At 63.4% G+C, this 19,118-nt stretch carries 20 protein-coding genes; 15 read left to right on the forward strand and 5 right to left on the reverse strand.

Features of this window, described 5'->3' with window-relative positions; translation table 11 throughout:
- Nucleotides 1-52: 52 nt before the first annotated feature.
- Nucleotides 53-1,060 (reverse strand): LacI family DNA-binding transcriptional regulator, encoded by a 1,008-nt coding sequence (locus ACFRAU_RS23080; protein ID WP_377997817.1) that lies wholly within the window; start codon nt 1,058-1,060, stop codon nt 53-55.
- A gap of 214 nt (nt 1,061-1,274) precedes the next feature.
- On the opposite strand from ACFRAU_RS23080, the gene ACFRAU_RS23085 reads away from it, so the two are divergent.
- The 7 genes from ACFRAU_RS23085 (at nt 1,275) to ACFRAU_RS23115 (ending at nt 9,155) form a co-directional block, all read left to right on the forward strand.
- The gene (locus ACFRAU_RS23085) at nt 1,275-2,483 is read left to right on the forward strand and encodes a Gfo/Idh/MocA family protein (RefSeq protein WP_377997816.1); all 1,209 of its coding nucleotides are present in this window, start codon (nt 1,275-1,277) and stop codon (nt 2,481-2,483) included.
- Between the two features lie 150 nt (nt 2,484-2,633).
- Nucleotides 2,634-3,857 (forward strand): extracellular solute-binding protein, encoded by a 1,224-nt coding sequence (locus ACFRAU_RS23090; RefSeq protein WP_377997815.1) that lies wholly within the window; start codon nt 2,634-2,636, stop codon nt 3,855-3,857.
- Nucleotides 3,858-3,907: 50 nt separating this feature from the next.
- On the forward strand, nt 3,908-4,876 hold the full coding sequence (locus tag ACFRAU_RS23095; RefSeq protein WP_377997814.1) for a carbohydrate ABC transporter permease: 969 nt from the start codon (nt 3,908-3,910) through the stop codon (nt 4,874-4,876).
- 10 nt (nt 4,877-4,886) lie between these two features.
- Nucleotides 4,887-5,753, forward strand: coding sequence for a carbohydrate ABC transporter permease (locus ACFRAU_RS23100; RefSeq protein WP_377997813.1), 867 nt, complete (start codon nt 4,887-4,889; stop codon nt 5,751-5,753).
- A 33-nt stretch (nt 5,754-5,786) separates the two neighbouring features.
- Entirely contained in the window at nt 5,787-6,566 is a 780-nt protein-coding gene (locus ACFRAU_RS23105) for a ThuA domain-containing protein (protein WP_378001651.1), read from the forward strand.
- Nucleotides 6,563-7,777, forward strand: a complete 1,215-nt coding sequence (locus ACFRAU_RS23110; protein ID WP_378001652.1) for a Gfo/Idh/MocA family protein — start codon at nt 6,563-6,565, stop codon at nt 7,775-7,777. Before ACFRAU_RS23105 ends, ACFRAU_RS23110 begins: the two co-directional genes overlap by 4 nt.
- Nucleotides 7,778-7,916: 139 nt before the next feature.
- Entirely contained in the window at nt 7,917-9,155 is a 1,239-nt protein-coding gene (locus ACFRAU_RS23115) for a multidrug effflux MFS transporter (RefSeq protein WP_378001653.1), read from the forward strand.
- 56 nt (nt 9,156-9,211) lie between these two features.
- Here the strand turns inward: ACFRAU_RS23115 and ACFRAU_RS23120 are convergent, their stop codons facing one another.
- The gene (locus tag ACFRAU_RS23120; RefSeq protein WP_378001654.1) at nt 9,212-9,826 is read right to left on the reverse strand and encodes a recombinase family protein; all 615 of its coding nucleotides are present in this window, start codon (nt 9,824-9,826) and stop codon (nt 9,212-9,214) included.
- Between the two features lie 699 nt (nt 9,827-10,525).
- Nucleotides 10,526-11,416 (reverse strand): hypothetical protein, encoded by an 891-nt coding sequence (locus ACFRAU_RS23125; protein WP_378001655.1) that lies wholly within the window; start codon nt 11,414-11,416, stop codon nt 10,526-10,528.
- A gap of 227 nt (nt 11,417-11,643) precedes the next feature.
- On the opposite strand from ACFRAU_RS23125, the gene ACFRAU_RS23130 reads away from it, so the two are divergent.
- From ACFRAU_RS23130 to ACFRAU_RS23145, 4 genes are all read left to right on the forward strand, one after another.
- Entirely contained in the window at nt 11,644-12,045 is a 402-nt protein-coding gene (locus ACFRAU_RS23130; RefSeq protein WP_378001656.1) for a hypothetical protein, read from the forward strand.
- 378 nt (nt 12,046-12,423) lie between these two features.
- Complete coding sequence (locus ACFRAU_RS23135; protein WP_378001657.1) at nt 12,424-13,020, forward strand: RNA polymerase sigma factor; 597 nt, start codon at nt 12,424-12,426, stop codon at nt 13,018-13,020.
- The gene (locus ACFRAU_RS23140; RefSeq protein ID WP_378001658.1) at nt 12,986-14,041 is read left to right on the forward strand and encodes a CU044_5270 family protein; all 1,056 of its coding nucleotides are present in this window, start codon (nt 12,986-12,988) and stop codon (nt 14,039-14,041) included. The genes ACFRAU_RS23135 and ACFRAU_RS23140 overlap by 35 nt, the downstream gene beginning before the upstream one ends.
- A gap of 389 nt (nt 14,042-14,430) precedes the next feature.
- Nucleotides 14,431-14,862 carry a hypothetical protein gene (locus ACFRAU_RS23145; RefSeq protein WP_378001659.1) on the forward strand — a complete coding sequence of 144 codons (432 nt, stop codon included), beginning with the start codon at nt 14,431-14,433 and terminating at the stop codon, nt 14,860-14,862.
- Nucleotides 14,863-15,207: 345 nt separating this feature from the next.
- On the opposite strand, the gene ACFRAU_RS23150 is transcribed toward ACFRAU_RS23145, so the two are convergent.
- On the reverse strand, nt 15,208-15,468 hold the full coding sequence (locus ACFRAU_RS23150; protein WP_378001660.1) for a hypothetical protein: 261 nt from the start codon (nt 15,466-15,468) through the stop codon (nt 15,208-15,210).
- Nucleotides 15,469-15,980: 512 nt separating this feature from the next.
- Between ACFRAU_RS23150 and ACFRAU_RS23155 the strand changes: the two genes are divergently transcribed.
- From ACFRAU_RS23155 to ACFRAU_RS23165, 3 genes are all read left to right on the forward strand, one after another.
- Nucleotides 15,981-16,343 (forward strand): hypothetical protein, encoded by a 363-nt coding sequence (locus ACFRAU_RS23155; RefSeq protein WP_378001661.1) that lies wholly within the window; start codon nt 15,981-15,983, stop codon nt 16,341-16,343.
- A gap of 101 nt (nt 16,344-16,444) precedes the next feature.
- Nucleotides 16,445-16,897 (forward strand): DUF6278 family protein, encoded by a 453-nt coding sequence (locus ACFRAU_RS23160; RefSeq protein ID WP_378001662.1) that lies wholly within the window; start codon nt 16,445-16,447, stop codon nt 16,895-16,897.
- Nucleotides 16,898-16,976: 79 nt separating this feature from the next.
- Entirely contained in the window at nt 16,977-17,381 is a 405-nt protein-coding gene (locus tag ACFRAU_RS23165; RefSeq protein ID WP_378001663.1) for a VOC family protein, read from the forward strand.
- A gap of 48 nt (nt 17,382-17,429) precedes the next feature.
- On the opposite strand, the gene ACFRAU_RS23170 is transcribed toward ACFRAU_RS23165, so the two are convergent.
- Complete coding sequence (locus ACFRAU_RS23170; protein ID WP_378001664.1) at nt 17,430-18,098, reverse strand: hypothetical protein; 669 nt, start codon at nt 18,096-18,098, stop codon at nt 17,430-17,432.
- 270 nt (nt 18,099-18,368) lie between these two features.
- On the opposite strand from ACFRAU_RS23170, the gene ACFRAU_RS23175 reads away from it, so the two are divergent.
- Nucleotides 18,369-18,950 (forward strand): dihydrofolate reductase family protein, encoded by a 582-nt coding sequence (locus ACFRAU_RS23175; RefSeq protein ID WP_378001665.1) that lies wholly within the window; start codon nt 18,369-18,371, stop codon nt 18,948-18,950.
- Nucleotides 18,951-19,118: the final 168 nt, after the last annotated feature.

Here is a 19,118-nt window from a genome sequence, read left to right on the forward strand (position 1 = left end):
GATCAGGGCGTTCTGAGCGCTGGGAACGCCCTGATCTGCGACCCAGTTGGGTTTACCGCGGGACAGGACCGGTGGACTGGCCTTCCTCGAAACGGCAGACCACCACGGCCTGACGCATGGGCCCGCCCCGTTCCTCGAGCTGATCGACCAGCGTCTCGACGCCCATGCGTCCCAGCTCGGTGCTGGGCAGCGTGAGGACGGTCAGCCGAGGATCCGTCGTGGCGGCGCCGTCCGGCGTTGAGCCGATCAGCAGGACCGACATGTCGGCGGGAACATCGACGCCGTGCTTTTCCAGCCCGTTGATGAAGCCGAACGACGCGCTGTCATTCATGAGGATTACCGCCGTCGTTTCGGGGGCTTTTTTGAGGAGCCTCTCGGCGGCGCCCTGGCCTGAGATCGGCGATTCCTCGCACGAGATGTGGATAGATTCCAGCCCCCGCCGCTCCACTTCCGCGGCGAAGGTCGCCCGGCTCCGCACCACCGGGCCGTAGCCGCTGAGGGCATGCTCGGCGCCGCCGCTGTCAACGAAGCAGAACTTTCGGTGGCCCAGCCCCGCCAGGTAGGAAACGGCCTCGATCATGGAATTCTCAAAGTCGACGTCCACGTACGGCAGTTCCTCCGGATGCCGCGTCCGTCCGATCAGGGCGAAGGGCAAGGTGGAACGCTGCAGCCGCTCTACCCGGGCATCGTCCAGCTGCACTTCCATGAGCAGGACACCGTCGATGAAACCGCTGGAGATGAGCTCCTCAACCTGTTCGGCGTCGTTGCTGATGGGCCACAGCACCAGGTTGTAGCCGAGGTCCTTCGCCGTCTGCGTGGCACTGGTGAAGAACTTCACGGCGGTTTCGCTCAGCCGCCGCTGCAGCGCCGGGTACAGCAGGGCAATGATCCGGGTGCGCTTACTGGCCAAGGCGCGCCCCAGGGCATTCCGGCGGTAGCCGAGTTCCTGCATGGCCTCCTCGACCCTGGTGCGGGTGGCCGGGGCCACCGGCTTGGTGTCATTGATGACAAACGACACCGTGGCGATGGAGACGTCCGCCAGCCTCGCAACGTCTCTCATGGTGGGCACAGCACGCCTCTTTCACTTCAGACTCGGGGATCCGGACAGGTCTCCAGTAAAGCGGTTAACTTTTTCCTTGACAACCCCGCGCCGCGGCATGCAGAGTTGTTCCGACATCCCCCGACACATTGCACCGGGGGCGGTTCTGATCCGAAAGTTAACCGCTTAACTCTCGTCCCATCCGAATTTCCCTGCACCCTTCGACAGGAGGACGATGACGTCCACAACACCAGCAACACCAGGACCCCGGAAACTCCGTGTGGCCCTCATCGGTTACTCGTTCATGGGCTCCATTCATGCCCAGGCCTGGACGACGGCGCCCCGCTTCTTCGATCTCGACGTCCAACCCGTCCTGGCAGCAGTCTGCGGCCGGGACCGGGAAGCAGTACAGCTTTTCGCCCATAAGTTCGGCATCGGCCGCGTGGAAACCGACTGGCGGACCCTGGTGGAGGACCCGGAGATCGACGCCGTCGACATCTGCGTTCCCGGAAACCTGCACGCCGAGATTGCGATCGCAGCGCTTCAGGCCGGCAAGCACGTCCTCTGCGAAAAGCCCCTCGCCAATACCCTGGCGGAAGCCGAGAAGATGGCGCTCGCCGCGGAGGAGGGGAAGGCCCAGGGCGCCCTGGCCATGGTGGGTTTCAGCTACCGCAGGACACCGGCGCTTGCCTACGCCCGCGAATTGGTCCGGGACGGCAGGCTCGGCACGATCCGGCATATCCGCGCCTCGTATCTGCAGGACTGGATCGCCGACGAGAGCTTTCCGCTGGTCTGGCGCCTGGAGAAGGACAAAGCCGGATCCGGTGCCCTTGGCGACATCGGCGCCCACATCCTGGACCTCGCGCAGTACGTCACGGGACACCGCCTCGCAGGGATCAGCGCGCTGACGGAGACCTTCGTGAAGACCCGGCCGCTGCCAGCATCGTCGTCCGGACTCCGGGCCAGCGGGGACACGGGGACCGGCCGCGGCGCGGTGACCGTGGATGATGCAGCCGTCATTATCGGCCGGACCGCCGAAGGGGCGCTGGCCACGTTCGAGGCAACCCGCTTCGCCACCGGCCGCAAGAACGCCATCCGGCTCGAGGTCAACGGTTCCCTCGGTTCCGTGGCCTTCGACTTCGAAGACCTCAACGAGCTCTGGTTCCACGACCACACCGAGCCGGCTGAGTCGGCGGGTTTCCGCCGGATCCTCGTCACTGAGCCCCAGCACCCCTATGCGGGAGCATGGTGGCCGCCCGGACACGGGCTCGGCTACGACCACGCTTTCGTCCACCAGGCGGCTGATTTCGCCCGGTGCATCGCCAGCGGCCAACAGCCCGAACCCTCGTTTGCGGAGGGGCTGCAGATCCAGCGCCTTCTCCACGCCGCGGAAACCAGCGCTGCCAACAACGCCCAGTGGCAGGCAGTGGCGGCCGGCTCGTAGCCCGCCGTCGTACGTTCTCCGGAACCAACCACCAAACCCCAACCCACCAACACATTTCCAACCGCAGCGGCAGCAGGCCGCCCGGACGATCCGTTGCGCCCGGAACCACCGAAGCACCGGAATCACCGAAACACGGCAAAGGAGCCCCACATGAAGAAAACATCACTCACCTGCCTGATGGCCATGGCCGTCATCGCGCCCCTCGCCCTCACCGCGTGCAGCGGGGGCAGCAGCCAGGCCGCGGCCAACGGGAAGGTCGACTCGCTGACCGTCCTGGACTACTACAACAACGAACCTGACAAGACCCACATCCAGGGTGCGCTGGACAAGTGCGCCTCTCAGCTGGGCGTGACGCTCAAGCGCGAGACGGTCCCCGGCAAGGACCTCATCCAGAAGGTCCTGCAACGGTCGTCCTCCCGTACCCTGCCGGACGTGCTGATGCTGGACAACCCGGACGTGCAGGAGATCGCCGCAACCGGCGGGCTGGCCCCGCTGAACGACTTCGGCGTGGACACCTCCGGCTTTGCACAGGGCATGCTGGACGCCGCCACCTACGAGGGCAAGGTCTACGGTTTGGCGCCCACCGCGAACACGCTGGGCCTGTTCTACAACAAGGAGATGCTCGCCGCGGCCGGCATCCAGCCGCCCAAGACCTGGGATGAGCTGAAGGCAGCGGCAACAAAGCTGACCACCGGCGACCGTTACGGCCTGGCGTTCTCCGCGATCGCCACCTACGAGGGCAGCTGGCAGTTCCTGCCCTTCATGTGGACCAACGGCGGGGAGGAAACCGACCTGAAGAGCCCCAAGGTGGCGGAGGCGCTGGGCTTCATTGACGGCCTGGTGTCCTCGGGCTCGGCGTCCAAGAGCGTGGTGAACTGGAGCCAGGCTGACGTGCGGGACCAGTTCGCCGCCGGCAAGGCCGCCATGATGATCAACGGCCCGTGGCAGATCCCCTCACTGGCCAAGACGCCGAACATCAAGTGGGAGGCAGTGCAGGTCCCGGTCAACGCACAGGGGCAGACTCCGGTGGCCCCGCTCGGCGGCGAGGTCTGGACCGTGCCGCAGACGGGCAACAAGGCCACGCAGGCCAAGTCCGCGGAGCTGGTGCAGTGCATCAGCAGCGACGAGAACCAGCTGGCCCTGGCCAAGGAGCGCTTCACCGTTCCCACCAAGACCGCGCTCGCAGGTGAGTACGTGAAGGCAGTTCCGGAAATGGCGGCGTTCACCGAACAGGTAGCCAATGCCCGGTCCCGCACGGGCAAGCTCGGCAAGGAATGGCCCAAGACGGCGACGGAGATGTACACGGCGATCCAGCTGGCGCTGACCGGCCAGGCCTCCCCGCAGGAGGCCTTCACCAAGGCCGAAACGAAGTAGGCCGGGATGACGCAAGCACCCGACTCGCCTCGCGGAAAGGAGCCGGAGCCGTGCCGACACTGACTACCAGCCCGGCGCCCGGAGGCCTCTCCCCCGCCACCGCGGTAACCCCAGGACGGGAAGGACGACGGCGGGGCTACCGCCGGGAGCGCCTGGTCCAGGCTCTCTTCCTGGCACCGGCCGCGCTCTTCCTCCTGCTGTTCTTCGGCTACCCCGTGGCGAAGAACGTGGTGATGAGCCTGCAGGAGTACACCACCCGGACCTTCTTCACCGGAGAAGCGCCCTGGGTGGGCCTGGCGAACTATGCCACCGCCGTCGGAAGCGGCCTTTTCGCCCCGGCGATGCTCAATACGGCGCTGTTCACGCTGGGATCGATCGCCGGCCAGTTTGTGATCGGCCTGGCCCTGGCCAGCTTCTTCAAGCGGCGGTTCCCGCTCAGCGGGTTCCTCCGGTCGATGCTGCTGCTGCCGTGGCTGCTGCCGCTGATCGTGTCGAGTGCCACCTGGCGGTCCATCCTCGACCAGGACAGCGGCATCCTCAACGCCTTCCTGCGGAACCTCGGCGTCATCCAGGAACCGGTCCCCTGGCTGACCAGCCCGTCTGTGGCGCTGCTGGCCGTGGTCCTGGTCAACGTCTGGGTGGGAATCCCCTTCAACGTCACCCTGCTCTACGGCGGCCTCCAGGAGATTCCCGAGGAGCTGTATGAGGCGGGCGCGGTGGACGGCGCCACCGGCTGGAAGGCCTTCTGGCACATCACCTGGCCCAACCTACGGCCGGTGGTCAGCGTGGTGCTGGTCCTCGGCGTCGTCTACACGCTCAAGGTCCTGGATATCATCCTCGGCCTTACCAACGGCGGACCGGCGAACGCCACCCAGACCCTGGCCGTGCGCTCCTACCAGGAGTCGTTCGTGAACTTCCAGTTCGGCGTCGGCGCAGCCTTCAGCAACATCCTGATCCTGATCTCCCTGGTGTTCGCGGTGGTCTACCTCCGCATGAACCGCCGTGCGGTCGACGAGTAAGAGGACCACCATGACAACCCTGGATTCAACCATGGCGCGCTCCACGCCGGCCGTTTTGCGGCCGCGGAGGGCCAACCGGCCCAAACTGGGGCACACCGCCGTCGGACTTCTACTCCTCGCGGTGATGCTGTTCCCGGTGTACTGGATGGTCAACGCGTCCCTGCAGCCGTCCGGCAACACCCTCACAGCGGACTTCCTGCCGCTGAACCCCAGCTTCGAGGGCTATGAGAAGGCGATCGCGCAGCAGGGCCCCAACCTGCTGACCAGCCTGGCCATCTCGCTCGGAACGGTGGTGTTCAGCCTGGCCGTCGCCGCCCCCGCCGCATACATGTTGGCGCAGTTCCGGTTCCGCTGGATCAACGCCGCGCTGCTGGCAATCCTCATCTCGCAGATGATCCCCGGCATCGTGATCGCCAACGCCCTCTATGCGGCCTACAACGACCTCGGCCTGCTCAACTCGATCCCCGGGCTGATCCTGGCCGACTCGACGCACGCCATCCCGTTCGTGATCCTCATCATGCGTGCCTTCATGATGCGGATTCCGCCCAGCATTGTGGAGGCGGCAAGGGTGGACGGCGCCGGGCTGGTCCGGGCGTTCGTCTCGATCGTGCTGCCCATCAGCCGCAACTCCCTCATTACCGCGGGCCTGTTCGCTTTCCTTTTCTCGTGGAGCGACTTCCTGTTCGCCCTGACGCTGACCACCACCGAGGAGGTGCGGCCGGTGACGCTGGGCATCTACCAGTACCTGGGCACCCAGGTTTCCAACTGGAGTGCGGTGATGGCGACGGCGGTGCTGTCCTCGCTGCCGGCCATCGTGCTGCTGGTCCTGGCACAGAAATACATCGCGGCCGGCGCCACCGGCGGCGCCGTCAAATAGCCCTTACTTCTTTCGAACCCAAGGAACCCTTCCATGACTGAGAACCACACTCCCCTGCGCGTCACCGTATGGGGCGAAAACCGCCACGAACAGCACCAGCCGCACGTGGCCGGGATCTACCCGGACGGCATGCACAACACCATCCGCGAGGGCATTGAGGAGAACCTTGGCCCGCGGGCCCTGGTTGGTACGGTCACCCTCGATGACCCGGAGCACGGCCTCACCGAGGAGCGCCTGCGCAACACCGACGTCCTGGTCTGGTGGGGCCACGCCGCCCATGGCGAGGTGGCGGACGAGGTGGTGGAGCGCGTCCACCGGCACGTGCTGGCCGGCATGGGCCTGGTGGTGCTCCACTCCGGGCACTGGTCGAAGATCTTCGGCAAGCTGATGGGCACCACGTGCACGCTGCGCTGGCGCTCCGAGCGGGACCGCGAGATTGTCTGGACCGTGGACCCGACCCATCCGATCGCGCAAGGCGTGCCGCATCCGTTCATCATTCCGGAGCAGGAGATGTACGGCGAGCACTTCGACATCCCCGCCCCCGACGAACTGATCTTCCTGAGCACCTTCTCCGGCGGCGAGGTGTTCCGCAGCGGGTGCACGTTCAAACGGGGCTACGGCAAGATCTTCTTCTTCAGCCCCGGCGACCAGGACTACCCCGTCTACCACCACAAAGACGTGCGCAGGGTCATCGCCAACGGCGTGGAATGGGCCCGCACCGTGCGGCCGGAGCGCACTGACCCCGTCCTGCTGCGGTACGAAACCGAGGCGTTCTACACCGGCCACAGCTACGAGGGGGCGATGGCCAATTGAGCCGCTTCGTTACGTTGCCCGATCCTACGGCGCCCGTCCGCGTGGTGCAGGTGGGGGCCGGCGGCATGGGCCGGGCCTGGCTGCGGCTGCTGGGTGAGTCGGCCGACGTCGAACTGGCCGGCGTCGTGGACCTCAACCCGCAGGCGGCACGGGAGGCTTTGGCCGAACTGGGCCTTCATGACGTGCCGGTGGGGACGAGCCTGACCGAGCTGGCTTCGGCCGTGGATGCGCAGGCGGTGGTCAACGTGACGGTCCCCGCCGCGCACCATCCGGTGAACGTCGAGGCGCACTTCCTGGGGCTTCCCGTGCTGTGCGAGAAGCCCGCGGCGCCGACCGTCGCGGAGGCCCTGTCTCTGGCCGCGGTGGCCGAGGCGACCGGCCAGCTGCTGATGATCAGCCAGTCCCGCCGCTACTTCCGGACGCTTTCCGCGTTCAAGGGGCAGGGTGCCCGGCTCGGGGAGATCGGGCTGCTGACCTGCGACTTCTTCAAGGCGCCGCATTTCGGGGGCTTCCGGGAGGAGATGGAGCATGTGCTGCTGGTGGACATGGCCATCCACGCGTTCGACGCCGCGCGGTACCTCCTCGGCCAGAACCCGGTTTCCGTCTACTGCGAGGAGTTCAACCCCGGCTGGAGCTGGTACGCCGGGGACGCGGCTGCCACGGCCGTCTTCGAAATGGAGGGCGGGACGCGGTTTGTCTACACCGGGAGCTGGTGCGCCGACGGGCTCGAGACCTCGTGGAACGGCAGCTGGCGGATGAACGGAGTTCACGGCTCGGCGGTTTGGGACGGCGCCGCGGCGCCCGCCTCGGAGCTTGTTGCCGGCTTGGTCGCCGGCGCCGGGGCTGTGATGGACGACGGCGGGCTGTTGGGTTCCGCTTCTTCCCCGCCGGTTTCTGTGGTTGCCGAGGGCCCGGAAGAGATCGCCGGGGCGCTGGCTGAGTTTGTCCGGAGCCTGCGGACAGGTGAGGTTCCGTCAGGTGAGATCCATGCGAACGTGCTCAGCCTGGCGATGGTTGAGGCGGCAGTGAAATCCTCGCAGACCGGTCAGCGGGTGCTCATCGGCGATGTGCTCGACGAGGCCCACCGGCAGGCGCTCGCCGTGGAGCCGATCCCTGCCGCCAGGGAGATCCTGGCGGGTTGGGCCTCGCCGCTCGGGGCCCTGGAGCGGGCTGGCCGGTCGGGGTGGGCCGCTTCCACAACCGTGGGGTAGGCCGCGCGGAGGGAGTCCCTGCTGCGAGGGGTACCAGCAGGGACTCCCACAGCGTTGTAAATGCTGGTTAGGTGGAGCACATCCCCAACCACCCGCCGTCGAACTGGCGGCAGCCCTTTACCCCTTGAACGGAGGCAGCGTGACTGTGACCGACGCTCCGGTGACCACGCGCGAACAGGCAGTCGGACGGCCGCTGGCAATTGTCCTTGGCCTGCTGACCACCTTCGGTCCGATTTCCATGGACCTGTACCTGCCAGTGCTGCCGGCCCTGACCGCAGAGCTGCGGAGTTCCACGTCCACGGCGCAGCTGACCATCACTGCCTGCCTGCTCGGCCTGGCCATCGGGCAGGTCATTGCAGGTCCGCTGTCGGACCGCTTCGGCCGGCGGCGTCCCCTGCTGATCGGCGTCGCCGCCTACACGGTCACGTCCGTTCTCTGCGCCATCAGCCCGACCGTTGAGACGCTGATTGCCGCCCGGTTCGTCCAGGGCCTGGCCGGAGCCGTGGGCATCGTGATTGCGCAGGCCGCCGGACGGGACGTGTACGAGGGCGCCAAGCTCTTGCGGTACTACGGCCGCCTGACGGTGCTGGGCGGACTGGCGGCGATCGTGGGTCCGGTCATCGGCGGCCAGCTGTCCTCCGTCACCGACTGGCGAGGCGTCTTTCTCTTCCTGGCGGGCGTCGGCGTCGCCATCCTGGTGGCGTGCCTGATGATCTTCAAGGAGACACTCCCTGTTCAGCGGCGGGCGGCCGGCGGATTTGCCCATACCCTGCAGGACTTCCGTCGCCTCCTGGCGGACCGCGTGTTTGTCGGCGCCGTGCTGATCACGGGCTTTACGTACTCCGCGATCTTCGCCTACCTCAGCGGCGCCACGTTCGTGCTGCAGGGCATCTACGGGTTGTCGCCGCAGGGCTACTCGCTTGCCTTCGGCCTGAATTCGCTGGGGTTCATGATCTTCGGCTTCCTCGGCGGCCGGCTGGCTGAGCGGTGGTCGGAGAAGGCGATGCTGATCATCGGGTTGGCGATGGCTACTGCCGGTTCAGTCGGACTGCTCGTCACCGCTATCCTGCACCTGCCCCTGATTGCGGTGATCCTGTCCCTGTTCACGATGGTTGGCGGAGTGGCGGCCGCGAGCCCGTCCGCGACGTCGCTGGCTTTGCGGGGCTATCCGGACATCGCGGGCACTGCGTCGTCGCTGCTCGGCCTGGCGCGGTTCGCCTTCGGTGGCGTGGCAGCACCGCTGGTGGGCATCGCCGGCGCGGACAACGCCCTGCCGTTCGGCATCGTCACGGTGGTGTCCGTCGCGGCGGCAGTGGCCTGCCTTGGGCTGATTCGGGCGCGTACGACGGTGGGTTGGGCCGGCACGACGGTGGGGTGAACCGCCGTCGTGGCTTTGGCCTGGTCCGCTCCGGCTAACGTGAAGTCTTGGTGCGTTTAGCTTTGGAAGTGTCCAGAGCCGGCCTTCTTTTCCGCTTTTTGGCGTGCCCGGTCGAGCGCACGGTAGACGGTGGAACGGCCTACGGAGAACAGTTCGGCGAGCTCATACATGGTGTGTCCGCCGGCGTCATGGAGTTGGAGCAGGAGTGCTTCCTGTTTGGCGGACAGTTTGGGCTGTTTCCCACGTAGCCGGCCCTTGGCTTTGGCGATCTTCATGCCTTCGCGGGTGCGGGCCCGGATGAGATCGCCCTCGAACTCAGCGACCATGGCCAGGACGTTGAAGAGTAGCTTGCCGATCGGGTCCGCGGGATCATGCAACGAACCGCCGATGCTCAGCTTCACTCCGCGCGCGGCGAGGTCGTCGGCGATCTGGTGCGCGTCCCGGACCGACCGGGCCAGCCGGTCGAGCTTCGTCACCATGAAGGTGTCGCCGCTTCGGCATGCGGCCAGCGCCTCTCGCAGGCCTGGACGATTTGTGTTGCTGCCGGTGAGGCCATGATCGACGTAGATACGATCAGGTTCGACGCCCATGGCAGCCAAGGCATCACGCTGGACCGTGAGGTCTTGTTCGTCAGTGGAAACCCTTGCGTAGCCAACCTTAATTTCACCCATGAACAGGAGTGTCCGCCTCAGGGGTAGCAGTGCGCCATATAGCAGTCCGTCACCGGACGTTTCACCGAACCGGTCGTGTGGGACGGTCTGGTCCGCTTGAGCCTAACGCTGCAGGTCACTTGGCGGAGTGTCCGGTGGGTGACCCGCTTTCGGGACGATTTGCGGACTGGCCCTCACCGGGACGTTGACAGGGGTCGCACACTGACGTTCGATGATCCCATGTTGACGGTGAGGCAGAGAAGGCAGCGTTCGGCGGCTGCATGCATTGTCATTGTCCTGATACTGATTTCGTTGACCCTGGCAATATTCGGGGGTCAAGACGGGGACCGCGATGTTGTGGGCTGGGTCGGTCTGCTCTTAGTTGTTGTGGGCGCCGGCCTTGGTGCGATTTACCTTCTGCGTGGCCACGCCAAGGGCTCTCAGTTGATATTCGCACCCGGTCGATGGCTCATCGTTACTTTGTCGGTGCTGACTGTATTAATGGCCATACCTTTTGTTCTCGCCCTTTTGGAGGGCCCCAACCGGTTTTTCTCTGTGTCGTACTACCCCGCACTTATCGGGGGTTGGCTTGCAGGAATGTTCCGGCCCCAGGATGTCGTAACCCATGACAGCACTGAGGCAATGAACGACGAGGAAAAGGGTCAGATTGCCTAGAAGTGCAGCCCCATAGAGCGTTCCTTCATCTGTAACCACGGGATTTCAACGTCGTTCCGGCCGGAACATGAGGTATGCCAACCCGAGCGTGTTTCCCGCAAGCGCCGCTGCAGCGACGCCCCAGAAAATCACCGCCTGAATAGCACTGCTTTGGGTGTAGGGACCAAGACTCAAGGCCGAGCGGAGAACGTCTGCGTCGTGCCCTCCCAACCACAAAGCGGGCTCTATGGCCAGCCAACTGGCCAGGGCAGCGGAAAGGCTCCAGCCCAGAAGTTGGAGAACAGCGAGCCAACCATCTTGCAATAATTTCCTTCGGCCTGCGCGCTTCGCCGGCCCGCTCCGGTCCCGTCGGCGCCGGTACGTTGGAGGGTCGTAACTCCGCTCCTCTCCATACGCTGCAGATTCTGGCCGCTCCACGGGTGGTCCAACAAGCTCCTCCCGCAACCGTGCCAGAGCTCGCGTGTTGTGCGCACGGCCGATTCCCTCGCGCCCGCCAGCGAGATCTGTAAATGCGATCAACCAGGACGCCCGCACATCGCTGTCCGGGGCTATCCACACCAGCTGGCCCAGCGGGGTCACATCCAAAACGCTCTCCCGCGGGATCTTCCTGTCGCGGAAGAAACCCCTTATGTGGACCTCAGTAGACGTGAGCCGGACCCCGAGCCTCCAGTTTCGCCAGCTAAACCAGAGCAGGACCACACCGGCGCAACTCCAGAAGACCAGTTCCTCGGTCGGCGCGCCCGACGGGGTTGATAAGGGAACTAATCGTTCATTAATCACAACGCCCAGGGACAGCAGAAAGAACGCAAACATGGCGACACGCGAGACAAAGAGCTGATGAAAAACCGCTTCATCCCCCATGAAGCCACTCCCTTCCGACCGGCTCTGATCTTTGTTGATCGAAACATAGTGCGGCTCCGATGATTCCAGTTTCAAAGGTTGAACCTACGAACACCAAACCAGCCGCCCGGCTGCCCAACCAGGTGGACAGTTCGAACTGCCGCGAGTCAGAGACGGTCCGGTTGGTAACTGGAAGCCGCACCGTTCGGGGTTGGGCTCATGAGCCTTTACAGGTGGCTCCCCGGAGTCAGCGTAGACTTCCGGAAAATCGAGCCGCGCGTTGTCGTCTCGGCGTCCATCACTAGGGCAAGCGAAAGAGGCTCATGATTCTGCCGACGGCCATCCAGCGGCTTGTTGCCCGCAGAAGGTGCATTGGGGAGCTCACACGACTATCGGTGACATTGGACTCCATGTATGCGGGAACGCCCTTCGACATGGAAACCCCGGACGGCTACCTATCCGATGAGATCGGCGGAGAACAGCTCTTGGACGACATGTACATGATCCAGGAGGAGTTTGTCGGCGGGCTGTCCTTCTGGCCCAACATCAACATTCAGGGGCTGCTCCAGCAGATTGTGGCAAAGGCGCAGACAATTCGGGATGGCCTCCCTGCCGAATATCCGATGACGAAGCAGAGATTTGATGCCCTCGTCACAGAAATGCGAGAAGCGGAACCGCGATGTTCTGAGTTATACAACTTCGGGTTCAATAAGGATTCACAATGATTGGTAGCCCGGCCTGCTTCGCCAGATCTGCCCATTTGTCACCGACCATCCCCCGGCACATCAGTTGACCCGATAGGCGTTCCCCAAGGTGGCAAATGGCCTGGTCCTGAGACACATGGTTCGACTGCGGGGCCAACTGAGCGCCAGCCGCTTGTCACCAAGTCACGGCCACCCAGTTTTCCTCCTGCAGGAAGACGTGGACGGGCATAGCCCGACGATCCCACCATTCCCGTGAGCGATCCGGTTCCCAAAAAGGCGCCGCAACGAATAGTTCGGACAGGGCTGCTGACCATCGGGCACGGATACGCTTTGTCGAGGTCCGGTGAGAGGAAGAAGGCCACCCGTGAACTCTTTTGCGGGAAACGGTCAATACATAGTGTGAGCACAGACAGCGACATCATCAGGCGGTCCCGGGACAGCCCCGCAGTTTTCGGGCAGTTATACGACAGGCACGCCTCAGCCATCTATAGATATGCGGCCAGACGAGCCGGTGACTTCGCGGCCGACGACGTCACCTCCGAAACCTTCCTGGTCGCCTGGGAACAGTTGGGCACCTACGACGCCAGCCGGGATGACGCCCGGCCATGGTTGTTCGGCATCGCCACCAACCTGCTTAGACAACATCACCGGGCCGAAGCCAAGGTGCTCAAAGCAGCCGCCAAGTCGGCAGCACGCGAGGCCATGGCCGACGATTCAGACCGGATCGCCGCCGAGGTCGACGCCAAAGTCGCCACCGGGCGAATCGCCCACGCGCTCAAGAGCATGGCTGCCAACGACCGGGAAACGCTGCTGCTCTATGCATGGGCTGATTTGACCTATGACGGCATCGCCCTGGCCATGAACGTTCCCGTGGGAACCGTTCGATCCCGCCTAAACCGTGCACGGCAAACACTGCGAACCCAGTTCAACCTCGAAAAACTTAGCGAAACGGAGAACTACCATGGACGACCTGCAGCTGCTCCGCGAAATGCGTAGCGACGTCGGCTCCGCGCCTCCGGCAACCCTGGCCCGCGGACGCGAAAAGCTCATGGCCAAAATCGGTCAATCCTCCACCGCTGAGGAAACCCGGCCCAAAGCCACCGATACGCCCATCCGTTTCCGCCGGCGGTTCCTGTTCGCCTCGGCGGCCGCCGCTCTGATCGTGGGCGGCATCGTTGTCGCCGACGTCGTGCGCCCTGGTGCCCCTGGAGCGACCGCCGAAGCAGCCGAGGTCCTGAACAACGCTGCCGCCGTATCCCTCCACGCCTCCGACGCGGTGGTGGGAGCCGGCCAGTACCTGAAAATTGAGACGAAAGAACTCACTGGCGGTGGCGCTCAAACCACAGACGGGCGCGAAGTGAACTGGCAGGAAACAACCGGCGGCAAGGTCTATATTCCAGCCAACCGCGAAGGCGAATGGGTCTGGAACCGCGAACCGCGGGTGCCTCTTGAATCATCCACCGACGAAGCCAAAGCACTCGCCGCCGAAATGGCCGAACGGGACAGCCATCGACCTGCAGGGCAGCCGTCAAGTGTTGGCATTGTCCGCGCACCAGGCGGTGCCTTCTACGGAAACGAACCGGCGGCCATCATCGGCACACCTTTGAAGGACGCCGGCAACCTGCCCAAGGACCCCCGTGCTCTGCTGGACCTCGTCTACGAACGGACCAAGGGCGCCGGCAAGACCCCCGACAGTGAAGCCTTCGTGACCATTGCGGACGGCCTGCGAACAGGTGCCGTTCCAGCCGAGCTTCGCGCAGCCCTCTACAAGGCCGCCGCCCTCATTCCAGGCGTCACACTCAGTGACAGGCAAGCAACCGTTGACGGCAGGACGGGCACCGCAATCGGCATCCCCTCACCAGACGGCGCGGCAAGGACCGACATCATCATCGACCCGGCTTCCGGTCTTGTCATAGGCGAACAAAGCGTTCTCCTGAAGGACTACCCAGGCTCTCCCGCCGGAACGGTCACCAGTTGGTCCTCAGTGAGGACATCAGTAGTGAACTCCGCCCCGTAGGCAGTCAAACCAGTGCAGTTCAAGGCGGACGGTCATCATTGGGGGGTGACCGTCCGCCTGTTTGGCTTTCTTTATGGAGCTTCGGTTTGTCGCCAGAAACGTTGCCAGACCAAGAATGAGCGCGGTAACTAATGCCGTTTCTGCCGGAATATCTCCGCTCACCACAAAGCGCCAACTAGCGAAAGCGCCGCCACCAGCAGTCCAGCGAACATGGCGAAGCCTTTATTATTTCGATTCCCCACAGCGAGGGCGGGATACTGGATCCATGGAAAACGGACTGTACCGACTCACGGTTGCGCCTTCCGCCTCAAGCTGCGTCGAGTCCAAGGGCGATCAGCAACATGAGCGCCCAATAGCATTTCTTGACTTCCTCGTAGACGATCGGCCAAATGCGGGACCTGCTGGATGTTCCGGAGGACTGGGAGCAGCCGCTGTACGAAACCACGCCCTTGCGCGATGACTGGCGGCCGAAGGCAGTCGTGGACCATCTGGACCGTCTGCTGGGGGTACAGCCCGGGGACTATGACGATGGCCGGGTTTCGCTGTTGGTCTGTGCGGTCTGCGGTGACTTGTGGTGCGGGGCGGTCAGCGTGGAATTGGCCCTGTCTCCGCAGACAATTACATGGCAGAAGATCGGATGGCAGGGCGACCCCGAAGACGGCGAGCCAGAGACATTGACAGGGCAGTCCTTCACTTTTGACCGGGACGAATACGAGCAACTTCTGCGTGGTTTGCGGGAGCACTACAGAAAGCAGGCCCTCGTACCGCCACCGCTCAGGTTTCTACGCCGCGTGCTCCGCCGCGGATCGGCAAATTCGTAGGGGCACAGCCCAAGGTGAACGGAACCATGCCTCCGAGGAGGATTAGTCCGCTCACGGTTCCTCCGCGGACAAGACAATGCCTGGTGGAAATGGGGATGTCGGTAGCGGGTCTCTAAAAAGCCGCTTCGATTAGCCCAGGATGTACGTCTGCGCGAGTCGGAATGCTGGCTCGAACTCGCTATTGACCGGCTCTCCGCCTGCCGTTGACGTGGACGTGGCGTGATGCAGCGCTCCGCGAGAGCGGAGGTATTCCATGCGGTCGTCGACAATCTGCGTCAGCTCTGCGGCGTCGGCCAAGTCTGTGCTCTTCAACTCAATGTACGGGAGGTCTCCTTGTTCGTAGATTTACTCGAAGCCACGGGCATCAACGAGAAGAGTGAGCTCGCCGTGTATGAACATCTCAGCCAGTTCTTCAAGGGCATCCCGGTCCACGAAGCAGTGCACTCCTCCTTCCTCGTCGACGGCCAGTACGGGGTAGGCAATAAGGTCAGGCGACGAGTCGTCCATGCTCTGGCGACCTGCAATCGCCCGCCAGCGGCGGAGCGCCTGCGCCAGGACGGAGTCGTACTGGCTGCGGGCGAAGGTGATAGTTCGAGGGCCCGGCACTGGCCTGACGTCTTCTTTCATCCATGACGGCAATTATCGCCGCAACCCTCTCGAGGGTTCGGCGGATTACCCGATGGGCGTTCCTCAATGGTCGGGTTGGAGTTCGTGTTCCCGTCACGGTTCGGTCTTGGTCAAATTGCCTCAGATGCCCGTTAGCCGCTCGTAAAGTTTTAGCTGCTAATGCCGGCAATAGGTCACGAGCACGCGTCAATATTGCCCGAGTCGTTCTCCGAGCAGGAGCAGCGGGAGATCATGTCCCTATGAATAGGCGCGTGACCTGTGGTGTTGCAACAGTGGCCGCATTATTGGGCGGATGCGCTTCTCCAGCCCCGCCTGCTGCCGGGCCGACAACGCCTGCTGTGCAAACTCCCTCGCCGGGAGAACTGACCGGCAGTGGGGCGGTTCTTCAGAAAGGCGACGACCCGCCGGTGTTTTGCCTGGGTGCCATGACTGCTTCCTATCCCCCACAAACGTGCGGTGGTCCCGTACTCAGGAACTGGGACTGGTCGGCGGTGACCGGATACGAAAGGGCAGCTGGCGTCACTTGGGGAACCTACACGGTGAGGGGAACCTGGGACAACGGCGAATTCGTCCGAACCCGGGAATCGGTTCCAGCCTCGCCCACGGAGACAGGTATCCCCGACGCTGCAAAGCCCGTCACGGGGAAGCCGGGAAAGGGGAACAAAGCACGGCTCCTGCAGATTCAGCACGATCTTCAATCTGCAGGCGGCCAGCCCATCCTCATATCGGGCATCCAGAATGGTTACCTCGTCATATTGGTTGCGTACGACAACGGCAAGATCCAGCGAGAACTGGACCGCAAATACGGCGCTGACATCATTCTGGTGCGATCGGCACTGATGCCATATAGGTAGCCGGTACAGCATTCGAACTTCCTGCAGAAGAGGCCGCCACGTAGAAGTTCGCCTCCTCGTAATCCGATTAGGGCGAAATGGGCTGTGCTTAGGATGACCACATGAACATCCCCGAAGATCCCGACGAACCTCTGCAGAAACTGCCAGCGGGAATGCCGCGAAGATACGCGGAATATAAACCAGTCACTTCGAATGCCGTCGTTCCCCCGCCAACCAACGTCGGCGGATACGACGAACTCCTCAGCTATTTCCAGGAGCAAGGTCAAACACTGCCACGCAAAGCAGAAAGCCTCGCCGCTCTTGACCAAGCCATCAATGTTGGTTTGCCGGCGGAGCTTGCCCGTCCTATCGGGATGTTCTACGGAGATCTCCTCACGCATACTGTTCCGGGCGCCCACTGGGAGGTAGTCGAGGAGGGATACCCGCTGGTTCGTATCGCCAGGAAGTCGGCCGTCGACGTGGTCCGAGTCGCGCTACGGCGCATGGCTACCCCGATTCCCACACTCAAACAAAATTATGCCCAAGCCCTCGAACTCGTCAGGCAGGAACCGTAGAGGGTTCCCGGGACTGACTTGGGATGCGAGCAAGAGTGCTTGAGCAGCCACTGCATTGGACGCGTGAAAGACTCACAAAGTGAATGACGAGTCAGAAGGTGCACTGCACCATATCGAACTGTGGGTGCCGGATCTCAAGAGAGCCACAAGAGAGTGGGGCTGGCTATTGACCACCTTGGGGTACACGCCCTATCAGACCTGGCCAGATGGAATCAGTTGGGCGAAAGGCTCTACGTACATAGTTCTAGAAGAATCACCGGATTTGAGTGGCCGGCATCATCAACGAACAGCGCCTGGGTTGAATCACCTGGCCTTCGTGGTGGCCAGCCGGTTGAGGGTGGACGGGCTGGTGCAAGACAGTACTGAGCACGGCTGGACCTCGTTGTTCCCTGAGCGATATCCGTACGCCGGCGGGTCTGAGCATTACGCCGCTTATCTCGAGAACTCAGACGGCTTCGAAATAGAGCTTGTGGCTGCTCGATAGGACCAAGTCGCTGTCTGTGCCCTCAGCGACGCCCCCATAGAAGGTTCCTCAGGCTCGACGTTCGTCTGGCTTCGTTGGGAAGGGTTGCCCTGTCGTACGGGTGAGAAAGCGGCCGGCACGCCGGAAGTCCCGGACGACGAATGCAACACCGATTGCCAGTAGACCGACGGCCATAAGCATGAACCAAGCGAACAAATCATCACCTCGCATGGCGAGTCGAAGCGCCTGAGGAAGGAAGACAAGCGGATATATCGGAGCGAACAGAAGCTGCGTGGCTAAACCCTTGCGCATCTGCACCGCCGCACCACGGGCTACCGCAAGATGATCCTGCTCAGCAGGGATTTTTCCCGCAATCTGTTGCCTGATCTGTTTTCGCTCTTCAGATTCCAGCGAAAGCAGCACGTCGACATTGCCGTATTCGGCGGCTGGGACCACATGTTTTGAGTTGTAGATTAGGCCTCCGGTCAATACAGCAACCACGGCGAGGCCACAGCCAACTATCAGGTACAGAGACCAGTCCGCTTCAGATCCGCTGGAGACGAAGAATGCGACCAAAGCGACGGCGACAACCAGCAGGAACAATCCAATTGGGAGGTAGCGCGCGTAGTATGCCGTGACAGCCTGGCCGAGGCCTTCATCCACCAGCCCCTGAGACCGTCTGGTGGCTTTTGCCCACGGGTCGTCGGAATCGGCAGCCAAGTTTTCAATTCCGCCCATGCTCCTCCTTCCGCAAGCGCAACAGTGGGACCGTCATAATCGTTTAGCCTCGTCGTCTGATCAAATCATGACGGATTGGTCAGATTCGGCCCAACGCTTATGCGCTTGAAAAAAATCCACAGCATCCAGGAAGTGTGCCGCACGGCGTTCCCGCGCGGACATGCCGGCCACGTGCTGGACAGCTGGCCGCTGCCGGCCGATTGATTTCTTACAACAGCGACAGCTCACGGCACGCTAATGTGGGGGCACCTCAAAGCAAAGGAGCGCCCCATGGGCAAGGTGGTCATGTACGGCTCGGTGTCGGTGGACGGCTTCATCGCGGACGAGAACGACCAGCCCGGACCCCTGTTCGACTGGTTGTCCAGCGGTGACGTGCCGTTGGACGAGAGCGGCGTGTTGAAAGTATCGCAGACATCCTACGACTACACCCGGCCGTACTGGGACCAGATCGGGGTGACCGTCGTCGGCCGCCACGTCTTCGACATGACGGACGGCTGGGACGGAAAGCCTCCGGGCGGGATCGACCACGTGATCGTCGTGACGCACCGTCCCGAGCCCGAGGGCTGGGACCCCGAGGCGCCGTTTCACTTCGTCGACGGCGTCGAGACAGCCGTGGCCAAGGCGCGCGAGCTTGCGGGTGACCGCACGGTCGAGGTCGCTGCTGGCGACGTCGGTGGCCAGGTTCTTGCCGCGAGCCTTATCGACGAGGTTCGCATGGACGTCGTACCGGTCGTACTCGGGTCCGGCAAGCGCTACTTCGGGTCGGTCCACGCGCAGCACCTGTTGGAGGATCCTGACGTGGTGATTCAGGGCAACCGGGTGCTTCACCTGCGCTATCGGCTGCGCCGTTGACCGATCTAAGCGGGTATGCGAAGAAGTCCACCGCGAACGGTTCCACAAGATCGGGTGTCCGGCTGCGTTTGCGCATCGCTGTCCCTGGTCGGGCAGACGCCGATCCGCCCCAGCACCTCACCTGCGGCAAGTACAACTCAAGATCACTGGCTGCTGGTTTCCGTCGTA

Source organism: Arthrobacter sp. NPDC056691 (assembly GCF_042791415.1).
Lineage (GTDB): Bacteria > Actinomycetota > Actinomycetes > Actinomycetales > Micrococcaceae > Arthrobacter.